General features: G+C 50.4%; 9 protein-coding genes. 2 read left to right on the forward strand and 7 right to left on the reverse strand.

Going from position 1 to position 14,614, the window contains the following annotated elements; translation table 11 throughout:
• Window positions 1-11 precede the first annotated feature (11 nt).
• Window positions 12-1,628, forward strand: coding sequence for a TRAP transporter large permease (locus FJM67_RS08795; protein WP_140588515.1), 1,617 nt, complete (start codon window positions 12-14; stop codon window positions 1,626-1,628).
• A 240-nt stretch (window positions 1,629-1,868) separates the two neighbouring features.
• Here FJM67_RS08795 and FJM67_RS08805 read toward each other — a convergent pair whose 3' ends face one another.
• The 4 genes from FJM67_RS08805 to efp all read right to left on the reverse strand — a co-directional run bounded on the left by FJM67_RS08805 (window position 1,869) and on the right by efp (window position 7,217).
• Entirely contained in the window at window positions 1,869-3,227 is a 1,359-nt protein-coding gene (locus tag FJM67_RS08805; protein WP_140588516.1) for a sigma-54-dependent transcriptional regulator, read from the reverse strand.
• Window positions 3,227-5,476 (reverse strand): ATP-binding protein, encoded by a 2,250-nt coding sequence (locus FJM67_RS08810; protein ID WP_235890021.1) that lies wholly within the window; start codon window positions 5,474-5,476, stop codon window positions 3,227-3,229. Before FJM67_RS08810 ends, FJM67_RS08805 begins: the two co-directional genes overlap by 1 nt.
• 116 nt (window positions 5,477-5,592) lie before the next feature.
• Window positions 5,593-6,567: an EF-P lysine aminoacylase EpmA gene (epmA, locus tag FJM67_RS08815; protein ID WP_140588518.1), complete on the reverse strand. Its 975-nt coding sequence runs from the start codon at window positions 6,565-6,567 to the stop codon at window positions 5,593-5,595.
• A gap of 74 nt (window positions 6,568-6,641) precedes the next feature.
• Window positions 6,642-7,217 carry an elongation factor P gene (gene efp / locus FJM67_RS08820; protein WP_140588520.1) on the reverse strand — a complete coding sequence of 192 codons (576 nt, stop codon included), beginning with the start codon at window positions 7,215-7,217 and terminating at the stop codon, window positions 6,642-6,644.
• Between the two features lie 165 nt (window positions 7,218-7,382).
• Here efp and epmB point away from each other — a divergent pair, with 165 nt between their 5' ends.
• Complete coding sequence (epmB, locus tag FJM67_RS08825; RefSeq protein ID WP_140588522.1) at window positions 7,383-8,399, forward strand: EF-P beta-lysylation protein EpmB; 1,017 nt, start codon at window positions 7,383-7,385, stop codon at window positions 8,397-8,399.
• Here epmB and FJM67_RS08830 read toward each other — a convergent pair.
• The 3 genes from FJM67_RS08830 to nifJ form a co-directional block, all read right to left on the reverse strand.
• Window positions 8,396-9,658: an MFS transporter gene (locus FJM67_RS08830; RefSeq protein WP_140588523.1), complete on the reverse strand. Its 1,263-nt coding sequence runs from the start codon at window positions 9,656-9,658 to the stop codon at window positions 8,396-8,398. The two genes, epmB and FJM67_RS08830, sit on opposite strands and share 4 nt — an antisense overlap.
• A 123-nt stretch (window positions 9,659-9,781) precedes the next feature.
• Window positions 9,782-10,795 (reverse strand): dihydroorotate dehydrogenase-like protein, encoded by a 1,014-nt coding sequence (locus tag FJM67_RS08835; protein ID WP_140588525.1) that lies wholly within the window; start codon window positions 10,793-10,795, stop codon window positions 9,782-9,784.
• Complete coding sequence (gene nifJ, locus FJM67_RS08840) at window positions 10,788-14,450, reverse strand: pyruvate:ferredoxin (flavodoxin) oxidoreductase (protein WP_140588527.1); 3,663 nt, start codon at window positions 14,448-14,450, stop codon at window positions 10,788-10,790. The genes FJM67_RS08835 and nifJ overlap by 8 nt, the downstream gene beginning before the upstream one ends.
• Window positions 14,451-14,614: the final 164 nt, after the last annotated feature.

Below are 14,614 nucleotides of genomic sequence, written 5' to 3' on the forward strand. Positions count from 1 at the left end.
AGGAGACTATTGTGGAAGCAATCATATTATTTACCATGGTACTAACCCTGCTCTTTATCGGGCTTCCGGTTGGTATTTCGTTGGGCTTATCGTCCATCCTATTTATAACCTTTTTCTCCCATGACTCCTTGTCATCGGTGGCAATTTCCTTGTTTGGTGCAGGTCAACACTACACCCTTTTGGCGATCCCATTCTTTATTTTGGCCTCGTCTTTTATGTCCACTGGCGGTGTAGCGAAGCGTCTAATTAATTTCGCTATCGCTTCTGTCGGTCACTTCCGTGGTGGTTTGGCAATGGCGTCCGTATTGGCTTGTATGATGTTCGCGGCCTTGTCTGGCTCGTCACCTGCCACAGTGGTTGCTATCGGTACTATCGCTATCGCCGGTATGCGCCAAGTAGGCTACTCCAAAGAGTTCGCTTCCGGCATCATCGCTAACGCCGGTACCCTAGGTATCTTGATCCCACCTTCTATTGTAATGGTAGTCTACGCGGCATCGGTAAACGTTTCGGTAGGTCGCATGTTCCTAGCTGGCGTTATCCCTGGCTTGTTGGCTGGTGGCTTACTCATGTTAGCGATTTATGTGGTTGCCCGCGTAAAAAACCTACCTGCTGAAGAGTGGAAAGGGTTTGGTAACTTTGTCAAAGGCGGTAAAGAAGCGGGCTGGGGCTTGTTCCTAGTTGTCATCATCATGGGCGGTATCTACGGTGGCGTATTCACCCCTACTGAAGCTGCTGTCGTGGCTGCTGTCTACTCCATGTTCATCGCGTTATTTGTTTACCGCGACATGGGCCCACTACAGGGTATCGGCTGGACTAACGAAGATGACGCTCCTGAAGCTAAAGTAGGTTTTAACGGCACTGTATATGGCGTGTCTTTCTTCCTCGTTTGGGAGATCATGTCTTTCTTCATGTTCGCCGGTAGCGAGAGCTTCACCGCAGGTTACCGAGCCTTAGTTGGCCTAGCCATTGGTTTGGTGCTAGCGATCTTCTATGTATCAAAACGTGGTGCCCACTTAAATGCTTCGATTGGCACTTGTATCTCTCAGGGTATGCCAATCTGGAGTCGCAACCTATCTTTGATGCTACGTAAATTTTTCCCATCTCTATTTGGTCAAGAGTCTCGTAAGGTGATGCTAGAGGGCACCAAGACCACTGTGATGTTGATGTTCATCATCGCCAACGCCTTGCTATTTGCTCACACCCTATCTGCCGAGCGCATTCCGCAAGCTATTACCGAATGGATGCTAGATGCTGGCTTCAACTGGTTTACCTTCTTGATTGCGGTAAACATCCTGCTATTAATCGGCGGTCAGTTCATGGAACCATCAGGCCTATTGGTTATCGTGGCGCCAGTAGTATTCCCAATTGCGATGGAGCTAGGTGTAGACCCAATCCACCTAGGTATCATCATGGTGGTAAACATGGAAATCGGCATGATCACACCACCGATCGGTTTAAACCTATTCGTAACCTCGGGGATCACCGGTATGAGCTTGGCACGCGTAGTAAAAGCAGCCATGCCATTTGTAGCGGTATTGTTCGTCTTCTTGATTCTTGTAACTTACATTCCTGCTCTATCTACTGCGCTACCATACGCAATCATGGGGCCAGAGATCATCACTCAATAAGGCGAGACCTGACAGCTCACCCTTACCTTTTGCCCACTTCGGTGGGCTTTTTTTGCCTTGACATAGAGGTTAGCTCGACAGAGCTTGCCATATGAGGCGCAATGCCAACAGCGTCAGTATCCAGTTAAACCACAAATGGAAGTGGCGATCGGGTAGGCATTTTAGTACCTTCAGTCCAACCCAAGTCCCTATGACAGCATTAGCCCAGTTGGGCTACCCTAGTTACCTGAATAACGGCTCCTATTGCTTGTACAAATCTTTATCCAAGCCGTATTTACGCATCTTGTCGTATAAGGTTTTGCGCGGCAGTCCGAGGGCATCCATGGTGTCTTTGATAGAGCCTTTTTGACGCATAAGTTCTTGCTCTAACAGTGTTTTTTCAAAGCGTTCCACCTGCTCTGGCAAGGTCATAAAACCGGGGTTATTTTCATTGATAATAATTTGGTCGAACTCAAATGACCCCGCTTCTCCCATTAACACATAACGCTCAGCGAGGTTGCGTAACTCCCGCACATTTCCGGGCCAGTCGTAGCTCATTAGACTGTGCATGCGCGCCGCTGACAGGGGTTCAGACTCCCGTTTGTATTGGGCAGTCGCCACCAAGCAGAAGTGCTGCCATAGCAACGGGATATCGTCTTTGCGTTCCCGCAATGGAGGGATATCAACTCGAACCACGTTGAGTCGGTAGTATAAGTCCTCCCGGAAAACACCGGTTTCACTCAGTTCTTTTAGATCCACTTTCGTCGCTGCCAAGATACGCAAGTCCAAATCAATGGCTTTGTTGGAACCCAAGCGTTCCACTTTACGCTCTTCCAGCACTCGCAATAGGCGAATCTGCATGGACATGGGCATGCTTTCGATTTCGTCGAGGAACAAGGTACCGCCATTGGCGTGTTCGATCTTGCCGATACGCTGGGTTTTCGCGTCGGTGAAAGCCCCTTTCTCATGACCAAATAGTTCCGACTCCATAATTGAATCAGGCACAGCACCACAGTTTATGGCCACAAAGGGATGCGTGCGGCGTTGGCTATGCTCGTGAATATAACGGGCTACCATTTCTTTACCGGTGCCGGTTTCCCCCTGAATCAGAATATCCGCACCGGTATCCGCTACATGCAAAAGCGCCTGACGTAAACGGTGAATTCCCGGGGTATTACCAATGATGCGTGGGCCGGGGGCATTCTGTGCCGCCAACTCTAAACGCAAATTGCGGTTTTCTAGGGTTAAGCGGCGTTTTTCACTGGCCCGACGTACCACCTCAATAAAGTCATCGTTAGAAAATGGTTTTTCGATAAAGTCATAGGCCCCATCGCGAATGGCGTTTACCGCCATACTAATATCCCCATGCCCCGTAATTAAAATAAAAGGAATCTCTGCATCGATTTTCTGTACCGCGTTGAAGAGATCAAGGCCACTCATGCCGGGCAAGTTGATATCGCTCACAATCACACCGGGCCAATCAATGGATAGCTTATCGGTGACTTGATCCGCTGCGGCAAACTCACAGACTTGAAAGTCTTCCAGCTCTAACGTTTGTGCGATGGCCATACGCACCGCTTGTTCGTCATCAATTAAAAAGACTAAATCTTGCTCGGGCATCAGATTTCCTCAACCAACTGTTCTCGCCGATAAGGCTTTAGAGTAACACAAAATTCCGCGCCGCCCCCGGGATGGTTTTGCGCACTTAATCGTCCTCCCATCGCCTCCACAATACGCTGGCTAATGGATAGACCTAGCCCCAGCCCCACTCCAGAGGACTTGGAGGTATAGAAGGGTTCAAATAGACGTGCCAAAGCCTCTTCACTAAGCCCAGTTCCGGTATCCAAAACCTTGATACAAACTTGCTCTGGCTGTTCCTCTAGCTCCACGCTGACTTCTTTGCGTTCACCTTTGTGTTCCAAAATAGCGTCAGCGGCGTTGGCCAATAGATTCACCAATACCTGCTCCAGGAATACCATGTCCCCTAGTACTTGGCAGCCAGTGGTATCCGGTAGCTGAATGCGAATATTGGTCGCTTTAAAACGGGGCTCCATGATGCGTACTGCACCACTGATGGCATTACCTACATCAATCGGACTGGGGGTCACATTGCCTTTACGGGCAAAGACTTTGAAGCGGGCGATAATATCGCCCATATGGTGCCCAAGGCGGGCGATTTGTTCTAGATTTTCCCCTACTTTGTCGTAACGTTCCCGTTGCAAAAACTTGATCCCGTTTTCGGCGAAGGCACGAATAGCCGTTAGTGGCTGGTTCAATTCGTGGTTTAACCCTGCACTTAGCTGGCCGAGTACTGCTAGTTTTGCCGTTTGAATCAACTCCTGTTGGGTGCCTTTGTGCTCTTCAATCTCTTTGGTTAAACGCTGGTTAGCATTCTCTAAATCCGAGGTACGTTCACGCACCCGTTGTTCCAAAGCGAGACGGGCTTCCGTAATATCTTGCTCATAGCGTTTACGCTCGGTCATATCGTGGAACGTCACCAAATGACTGCGCCGATTCGGCAACTGCATTTCACATAGAGTCACCTCTACCGGTACGGCTTGACGATTACCTGCTCTGAGCTCCCCTTCTACCGTCACCACTCTTGGTTGGGCTGGGGATAGATCCGATAAAGCAGCATGCCAGCGGTCACCATGGCCGGGGGCAACAGTAAATACCTGCTGTAGCGGTTGTCCGATAATATCGATCAGGGATTCCCCGACTAAATGTTCTACCGCTGGGTTATAGGATTCAATACGATAATTGGCATCCAGGGTCACTAGACCGGCTTGGGTATTCTGAATAACTTCGCGGATGTAGGCTTGGTTATGACGGGCTAATTCAATGGCATCAGAACGCTCCTGCAACATTCGCCGCCGCAAACGTGCCAAGCCAAACGCCAATACCGTGATGGTAACGCCACCGGCGAAAATCGCGCGCCACAGGGCAATTTGCTCTTCGATGGTTTTCAATGGCACCAGTAACGCTAGCTGGAAGTCGAGCAAGCGAATCGGTTGGGACATATTCAAAAAGCTCAAACGTTCAATGTGTTCTTGCTGTATGCCTGTCGCCTCTACGTTTTCTAGCAGTTCAATCACAGTAGCATCATCACTGAACCGCTGACGGCTAACGATCGGCATGGTCTCGATGGTTTTATCAAAATAGCGCTGGCTCTCAGCAATGCGAGTTTGTTCCTCATGGGACAATTCCCCCATCACCTTATAAAGCCACTCACTTTTAGATGAGCTGAAAACCACTCCGTCTGGGTCGAGCATCAGAAACTCATAGCCTTGGTTGTTAAAGCGTTGCTCGAACTGCTTGAGGTCAACTTTTACCACGGCAACGCCAATGACACTGGCGCCGTGATACACCGGGTAGGAAAAATAATAGCCCCGTAAATTGGAGGTGGTTCCCAAGGCGTAATAACGCCCCGGTTGCCCCCCAAGGGCTTCTTGAAAGTAAGGGCGAAAAGCGAAATTCTTGCCCACAAATGAGGTATCTAGCCGGTAATTGGATGCCGCAATGGTGAGACCGTTGCGATCGATAATATAACTGTCCGACGCTTCGGTAATGCGGTTGATTTGCTCTAATTCCCGGTTGAGCTGGCGAATATCCGCTGGCAGCTCATCCAACAATGCCTTTCGTACCCTATCATTTGACGCGAGCAAGGTCGGCATATGTTGGTATTTGGAGATAGCGCTCTCAATGACATTGCCAAGCTGCGCCATTTGTTCTTGGGTATTTAGACGTAACTCGTCAATCTGCTGGTTTTTAAATGCGTCACCACCACGCCAAATAATCACAAAGCAAACCAGCAGCACGGTAACGTACAGCCATAGGGGGCGCGGTTGACGCCGTGTATCTTGTATCAATCTTGATGTCCGTTGCCGCAATGAATTTCGAGGATGATGTCCCAAACCTGCCTCCGGTTTTGTTTTTATTGTTTTGTTGTTTTTATTTTGTTGGTAGCGTCAGGCACGGTCAAATTTTAGGCGTAAGCTCCCCCAAACGGTAGCACTTCGTCGATATGCTGCTTATTTAGCAACAACATCAGCAGTCGATCCACTCCCAAGGCAACGCCAGCGCAGTCAGGAAAGCCATGCTTTAGGGCAGATATAAGCCGTTCATCGGCCTGGCGCCAAGATTTCGCCTGTTGCTCTCGCTCAGACATTTCGCTACGCATCCGCGTCAGCTGCTCATCAGCATCGGTGAGTTCATAGTAGCCATTGGCAAGCTCTATACCACGCCAATACAGTTCAAACCGAGCGGCAGTTTCTTGACCATCGGCTTCTAGCTGGCGGCGTGCTAAGGCGGCTTGGCTGGCTGGGTAACTATGGATAAAGCACGGCTGCTCCGTACCGATGTTAGGCTCAATCACAGTAGCGAATAGCAGTTCTAGAAGCGTATCCCGATCGCTTTCCTGTAGACCATATTCGGTATGTTGATGACAAAGTTGCTGTAGCTCGTGAATCCCAATTGTCAGCGGATCGCATCCCAAAAAACGTTGAAACGCGTCACGGTAACTTAACCGCTCACACTCAATCTGCTCGCCACTCAGTTCGCTCAGTAGTTGATCGATTTCGGTCATCAGTTGCCAGTGGTCAAAGCCAATTCGATACCATTCCAGCATGGTAAATTCCACGCTATGGCGTCGACCAATTTCCTCGGCACGAAACACTTTTCCGAGCTGATAGATGGAAGGCATACCTGCCGCGAGTAAGCGCTTCATGGCGTATTCGGGGGACGTTTGCAGATAGTAAGTCGTCGCGTTACGGCCAAAGCGATTCTGAGTTTCTAAGACCTCAATATGGGGGTCGGAGATACTGCCCAAGGACAAACAGGGAGTATCCACTTCCAGCACATTCCGAGTAGCAAAAAAGGCTCGGATGCGGGCAAACATCTGCGCCCGAGCGGTCAGCGTTTCCAGACTCCCAGTGGGTTGCCACTTGCTTGATTGATACATGTTCAGCTCCGAATTTTGGTCACAAAAAAGCCCCCACAGCCAACTCGGGCTTGGGGGCTTGATCGATTCGGTAATTACTTACCAGTCGCGCGGGATACGTACTCACCCGTACGAGTATCAACACGTAACACTTCACCAATATTGATGAATAGCGGAACACGAACCACAGCACCGGTAGAAAGGGTTGCAGGCTTAGAACCGCCGTTGGCAGTATCGCCTTTTACGCCAGGGTCAGTTTCCACAACTTCTAGCTCGATAAAGTTCGGTGGAGTCACCGCTAGTGGCGCACCGTTGTACAAAGTCACAACGTAAGATTCTTGCTCTTTCAACCATTTCACAGTGTCGCCTACCGCGTTCGCGTCGGCACCGTGTTGCTCGAAAGAACCATCAGTCGCCATGAAGTGGTAGAACTCACCGTCGGTGTACAAGTACTCCATATCGGTGTCCATTACGTCGGCACCTTCCAAGGATTCGCCAGACTTAAAGGTACGTTCCCAAACGCGACCGGTTTTTAGGTTACGCAACTTGATGCGGTTAAACGCTTGGCCTTTACCTGGTTTAACGTGTTCGTTGTCTAGCACCGCACAAGGTTCACCATCAACCATTACTTTGTTACCGCCGCGCAAATCGCTGGTAGAATAACTCGCCATAAATCCTCACAATGTCATGATTTAGATAACGGCTCCGGGCAAGTTAAAAAGTTGCCACGCCAGCACAAAGGAATTTGAGCCAGTTCTCAACAGAGCCAAAGGCCATTGGGCCACAGGATGGCGGCAATCATACCCTAATTAAACTCGATTTTGCAGATATTTGACGTGATCAAGATTGAAAACCAAGCTGCCACTGACTGGCGCCATGAACTGACCCAAGCAATCCGTACATTACCGGAGCTTGCCGCACAATTAGCCTTGTCTCCTGCCCAACTACCTGCCGCTGAGCAAGCAACGGCAGCCTTTCGTTTGCTGGTACCGCGCCCATTCGTTGCCCGTATGCAGCCGGGGGATCCAAATGACCCCCTGTTACGCCAAGTATTGGCCGACGATATCGAAATGCAACCGACCGCAGGTTACACCACGGACCCATTAGACGAAGGGGAACACAATCCGCAAAAAGGCTTGGTACACAAATACGAGCGGCGAGTTTTAGTGATCACCACCGGGACGTGTGCGGTGAATTGCCGCTATTGTTTCCGTCGCCATTTCCCTTATGGGGACAACCAACTAGCGCAAAAAGAATGGGATTCAGTGGTCGCCTATATTCAAAATCACCCCGAAGTGAACGAAGTAATTTTAAGCGGCGGTGATCCATTAATGCTAAAAGACAGCCAATTACGGCAGCATGTGGCGGCCATGGAGCAGTTACCCCAGTTAAAACGATTACGTATTCACTCCCGCTTGCCGGTGGTGATACCGTCGCGCATCGACAGGGAATTACTCGATTGGGTGCGCCAGACCCGGCTCGACGTGGTGTTTGTTTACCATGCCAATCACGCCAATGAAATTGATGATGACATCGCCACCGGCGTCGCCAACTTGAAACAAGCTGGCGCCACAGTGTTAAACCAAGGGGTGATTTTGAAAGGGGTGAACGATTCAGTTACGGCTCAAGTGGAGCTGAGCGAAGCGCTATTTGCTGCCGGTATCCTGCCCTATTACATGTTTACCCTTGATCCCATCGAGGGCGGCGCCCACTTTGATATTCCCATTAGCGAAGCACAGCAACTGATGGGCAAAGTGGCAGAAAAACTGCCCGGTTACCTAGTGCCGCGGCTCGCCAAAGAAATTCCCGGTCGCCCCGCCAAGACTTTATTTTCCCCGAAACTCTCGGATTAAGCCACCGCTAGCCCTTGGCGCTGTTGCCAAGGGCGCTCATCCACCGGCAAGTGAATCAATGCGGAGATCGCACCAACGCCAACGCCAATCCACCAAACGAAGGTATAGTCACCGTAGATGTCGTACATGGCGCCACCTAACCACACCCCCATAAAACCACCGATTTGATGGGACAGGAATACCAAACCATACAGAGTCCCCATGTAGCGCAAGCCATAAATTTGCGCGATCAAGCCAGAGGTTAATGGCACAGTGGCCAGCCACAAGCCCCCCATCAAGGCAGAGAAAATCAACACGCTTTCCGGAGTGATCGGACTCAAAATAAATACGGCAGCCACCACGGTGCGCATAGCGTAAATAGAGGCCAACAGATATTTGCGAGAATATTTATTCCCCAACCAACCGGCCAAGATGGTGCCACAGATATTAAAAATACCGATTAGCGCAATCGATAAGGCTCCCAAAGATGCTGTAGTGCTGATTCCTAGAGCATTCAGCATACCCGTTGGGGAAATCGTCCCACACATTTCCGTGATAAACGCCGGGAAGTGGGCGGTAATAAAGGCCAATTGGTAGCCACAGGAAAAGAAGCCCAAAAAGATAAAAATAAAGGTTGGATCCTTCACCGCCCGGCGAACAACTTGCCCAAGATTTTCTTCATTTTGTGCCAATGGCGCTGGCGGCGGTACCTTCATCGCCAACAAGGCAAACATGGTGACCATAATAAAACCGGCAAGTACCACAAAGACTTCCTGCCACGGCATGCCTTGCAATAGCCACTGTACCACTGGCGGCCCAACAACCTGCCCCGCAGAACCCGCTGCGGTGGCAATACCCATGGCAAGGGAGCGATGTTCCGGTGCCGTAGCACGCCCGACGACCGCCAAGATTATGCCAAAGCCCGTGCCAGAAATACCAAAGCCAACGAGAATTTCTAACCATTGATGCTGGCCGGGGGTAATTGCATAGGATGACAGAACCAGCCCTACCGCATAAAAGACTCCGCCCGCTAAAATCGCTTTGCGATCACCAAACTTTTCCGCCATCGCACTGAAAAGCGGCGCACTGATGCCCCAGAACAAATTCTGTAAGGCGATGGCAAAAGAGAAATCCGCCCGCAGCCAGCCAAACTCCTCGGCAATAGGGATTTGAAACAAACCGAAGGAAGCACGAATGGCAAAGCTTGCCATTACCACCAAACAGCCGGCAATCAGCACTGGGTGGAATAAATTTGGGTAACGTCCGGTGGCTTGGCTCATTGGGCAGTCTCGGTGGTTAGTAAAAGCCTGATCTTAGTGAGGATCAGGCCAAAACAACAGTCGCAGATTCACCACCAAACCAAGAATAAGTGTATGGGCACACTATTAACAACGCTGGTACCGCTAGCCCCACACCCCATCGACGGAGCGCACGCTGTCTAGGATTTGAACATAGTTGGTGCGCTCGTAGATTCCGGCGTCAGAGGCTTTGGCCCGGGATAGGCTGCCTTTAAGTTGCCCAATAGACTCATATTCGTGCTCTTCCAACCACTGGGTTAATGCGGTTAACGTCTGAGTTATATGCTGCTCGCCAAAGTGCAGCAAGGCGCTGCACATATGGGTGACATCAGCTCCCGCTAGGAGCGCTTTAAGCATATCTTCATGGCTGTGGATGCCGCCGGTGACAGCGATGGAAGCCGTTAAATAATCGGCCAGTATTGCCGTCCAGCGGATCCGTAGTAGCGCTTCTTGCGGGTCTGACAAGTGAATACTTGGCTCGATCATCAAGGTTTCAAGATTGATATCAGGCTGGTAAAAGCGATTAAAGAGCACGATTCCATCTGCGCCCGCCTGTTCTAGGCGCTTAGTAAATGGTACCAAAGCGCTAAACTGGGAGGACAGCTTCACCGTGATAGGGATATTAATATGGCTACGCAACGCGCAAAGCACGTCCACGTAGCGATCCTCCACCAGCTGGCTGGTTTCTTCCAATTCCGTTGGGATGTAGTAGATGTTGAGCTCTAAGGCATCCGCTCCGGCTTCTGCCATCATCAAGCCATAATCAAGCCAGCCTGTCGGCGTGGTGCCGTTCAGACTGGCGATGATGGGAATATTCAAGCTGCTTTTGAGGGCCTGTAGTTGATTTAGGTATTTTTCCTGATAGGTAATATAGTCATCCGGAATCGGATGAAAGCTGTTGGCTTCCCCATAACCATAGGATTGCTGATGGACAAAGCGCATCAATTGCTCTTCTTCCGCTAGTACTTTTTCTTCAAACATAGAGTGCATTACCAGCGCCGCAGCGCCGGCATCTTCCAGCTTTTTCGCACTGTCCAGATTTTTACTAAACGGTGATGCCGAGGGCACTAGTGGGTTTGCCAATGACAACCCTAGGTACTGTGTAGATAAATCAACCATTGGGCTGCTCCTTAGAAGTAGATTCGGTAGTCGGTGTTTGTGCTGGGCTCTTGGTTTGCAGTTTGGTTGCCGCAATACTGACAGGATCACTCCAATCCAGTTCGGCCAGTTGTTGGTAATAATGAAAGCGATGCTCTACTTCTTGCTGGGCTTGAGCTAGTAACGCCTCCGCCTGCACTGGATGAGTCTGCCACAGCATATTGAAGCGGGTTTCCGATTTGACGAAATCCTTGTAGGGCACACTGGGTGCCGCAGAATCTAAATGCAATGGATTTTGCCCTTTTGTCGCTTTCGCTGGATCGTAGCGGAACAGGGGCCAATGACCGCTATTTACCGCTAAATTCTGTTGCCTATGATTGTTGGAAAGATCCACCCCATGGGCAATACAAGGAGCATAGGCAATCAGCAACGACGGCCCATCATGGGCTTCTGCTTCCAAAAAGGCGCGCAAGGTTTGCACATCCTTAGCGCCATAGGCCAAGTGCGCTACATAGACATTGCCATAGTCCATGGCCAGTAGGGCCAGGTCTTTTTTACCGTTGGCTTTACCACCGGCTGAAAATTTGGCAACCGCACCGCGAGGAGTGGCTTTGGACGTTTGACCGCCAGTATTGGAATACACTTCCGTATCAAGTACTAAAATGTTGACGTTTTTGCCAGAGGCCAGCACATGATCAAGACCGCCATAGCCAATATCATAGGCCCAGCCGTCCCCACCGATACACCAAACACTCTTGCGGGTAAGGTTTTCACTGAGTAACTGCAAACGCTGTGCTTCTAGGGAGCCAATCTTAGTAAGCTGCTGATTGAGTTCGTCGATGCGTTGGCGTTGCTCAAAGATACCCGCCTCGGTGGTTTCGTCCGCATTTAAAATCCCTGACACCAAGTTCCCATCCAACTCCGGGGCGAGCATTTGCAACAATTCCAACGCTTGATGCCGCTGTTGATCAATGGCTAAACGCATCCCTAAACCGAATTCGGCGTTGTCCTCAAAAAGGGAGTTATTCCACGCGGGTCCACGCCCCTCGGCATTCTTCGTCCAAGGGGTCGTCGGTAGATTGCCCCCATAAATGGAAGAACACCCGGTAGCATTAGCAACTAGCATCCGATCGCCAAATAACTGACTTGCCAAACGAATGTAGGGAGTTTCCCCACAGCCAGAGCAAGCGCCGGAAAACTCGAATAAAGGGTCAAACGCCATGGCTCCTTTAATGGTACTGGCTTTTAGCGCGCTACGGTCGTAACTAGGCAGAGACAGGAAATAGTCCCAATTCACTTTTTCTTGCTCACGCAGTGGCGGCTGGGGCGCCATATTCAAGGCTTTGTGGCTAGCATTGCTCTTGTCTCGAATGGGGCAGATGTCGACACACAAACTACAGCCGGTGCAATCTTCCGGCGCCACTTGATAGCTAATGTGATCCCCTTGAGGAAAACCCTTGCCAATCATGGCTTTGTGTTTAAAACTCTGTGGCGCATTGACCAATTCACTCTCTTGAACGATCTTGCTGCGAATAGCGGAGTGCGGACAGACCAACACGCATTTGCCGCATTGGGTACAAAGATCCTCATCCCAAACCGGAATTTCCAGTGCGAGGTTACGTTTTTCATAGGCAGCGGTGCCCACCGGAAAGCAGCCATCGGCAGGAAATTTCGACACCGGCAACCGATCCCCACGACCAGCAATCAGCTCGGCGGTGACTTCTTGGACGAATGACGGCCCTTTGGCGAAGCGCTTATCCACTTCAAGGTTTACCAGTGGAATTACATTCGAGAGTTTCGTCGGCACTGGTACTTCAAACAGACAAGCTAGAGTGTAATCAATGGCCTGCTCGTTCATTTCCACGATGCGTTTGCCTTTTTTGCCATAGGTTTTCGCCACCGCACCTTTAATCGCCGCGATCGCATCTTGTTTCGGCAAGACACCGGAAATGGCGAAGAAACAGGTTTGCATTATGGTATTGATGCGTTTACCCATACCATTGCGCTGGGCCAGTCCGTAAGCATCGATACAATAAAAACGAATCTGCTTTTGAATCAGTTGTTTTTGTACCGAGGTCGGCAGGGAGTTCCAAACGCTATCCACAGAGTGTGGCGTGTTGAGCAAAAACACCGCGCCCTTAGCGGCCATATCCAGCATGGGATAACGCTCTAAAAACACCGGCTGGTGACAGGCAACAAACTGGGCATCACCGTCCCCGATAAGGTAGCTAGAACGAATTGGCTGTGGGCCAAAGCGCAAATGGGAGACTGTCACCGCACCGGACTTTTTCGAGTCATAGACAAAATAGCCTTGGGCATAGAGATCCGTTTGCTCGCCAATAATTTTGATACTGTTTTTGTTGGCGCTCACGGTGCCATCACTACCTAAGCCATAAAACACTGCCTGAATTGCCCCCTCATGGGCTTGAGTGCGATAGCTTTCATCCCATGGCAAACTGAGGTAAGTGACGTCATCATGGATACCAATGGTGAACTCTTGCTTAGGATAAGGGTGGGATAATTCGTCGAAAATGGCTTTTACCATTCCCGGGGTAAATTCTTTGGAGGACAAGCCATAGCGTCCGCCACTCACTTTTGGCATTGCGCTGATGTCGCCTTTAGCAAACGCCTGAGCAAGAGCGCCAAGCACATCTTTATACAACGGCTCACCGTCGGCACCGGGCTCTTTGGTTCGATCCAATACAGCGAGGGAGTTGACAGTTTTGGGTAACGCTCCTAGTAACCCATTCGCCGAGAATGGACGATAAAGGCGCACTTTTAGCACACCTACTTTTTCCCCTTGGGCACACAAATGCTCTACGGTTTCATGGGCAGTTTCGGCTCCTGAGCCCATGATCACCACTACCCGTGTGGCGTCTTTGGCGCCCACATAGTCAAATAGCTTATATTGGCGGCCAGTAAGATGGGCGAAGCGATCCATACATTCTTGTAGCACATCTGGCATTACACCGTAGTAGGGGTTAACTGACTCGCGCCCTTGGAAAAAAACGTCTGGGTTCTGGGAGCTACCGCGAAGGCTTGGCCGCAGTGGCGACATGCCCCGCAAGCGGTGGGCGTTGACTTTCTCCTCGTCGATCATTTGGCGAATCACATCGACGCTCGGTTCGGCGAGCTTGGCAACTTCGTGGGAAGTACGAAAACCATCAAAGAAATGCAGAATGGGAATACGAGATTCCAGCGTCGCTGCTTGGGCAATCAGCGCCATATCTGCCACTTCCTGGGGGCTGTTGGACGCTAACATGGCAAAGCCAGTAGCCCGAGTCGCCATCACATCACTATGTTCTCCGAAAATAGAGAGGGCTTGGCTGGCAATAGAACGCGCGGCCACATGGAGCACCATTGGAGTCAGTTCCCCGGCGATCTTGTACATATTAGGGATCATAAGCAATAACCCCTGAGAAGCGGTAAAGGTGGTGGTTAATGCCCCCGCTTGCAGTGCTCCGTGCACAGCACCGGCCGCCCCCGCTTCACTTTGCATCTCAATCACTTCTGGAACATTACCCCAAAGGTTTTTGATCCCACGGGACGACCAATCATCGGCCCATTCCCCCATGGGCGACGCCGGTGTAATAGGGTAAATAGCGATTACTTCGTTAGTAAGATGGGCAATACGGGCAGCGGCTTGGTTGCCGTCAATCGTCACAATGTTGGACATAACAGACCCCAGATAATGGAAGATGGATAACGCATCCGTTTTATCTGTTTAACATAGCTGCTTTTTGGTGCGGCTTTCGCTCAGGCTGACGATTGCTTGATATTCGGCAGGAAAGTCCAGAAATTATTTTTGTTTCAAATTTTGGCGACAAAAAAAGCGCCCCC

It is taken from the genome of Maribrevibacterium harenarium (genome assembly GCF_006385675.1).
In the GTDB taxonomy this organism is placed as follows: domain Bacteria; phylum Pseudomonadota; class Gammaproteobacteria; order Pseudomonadales; family Marinomonadaceae; genus Marinomonas; species Marinomonas harenarium.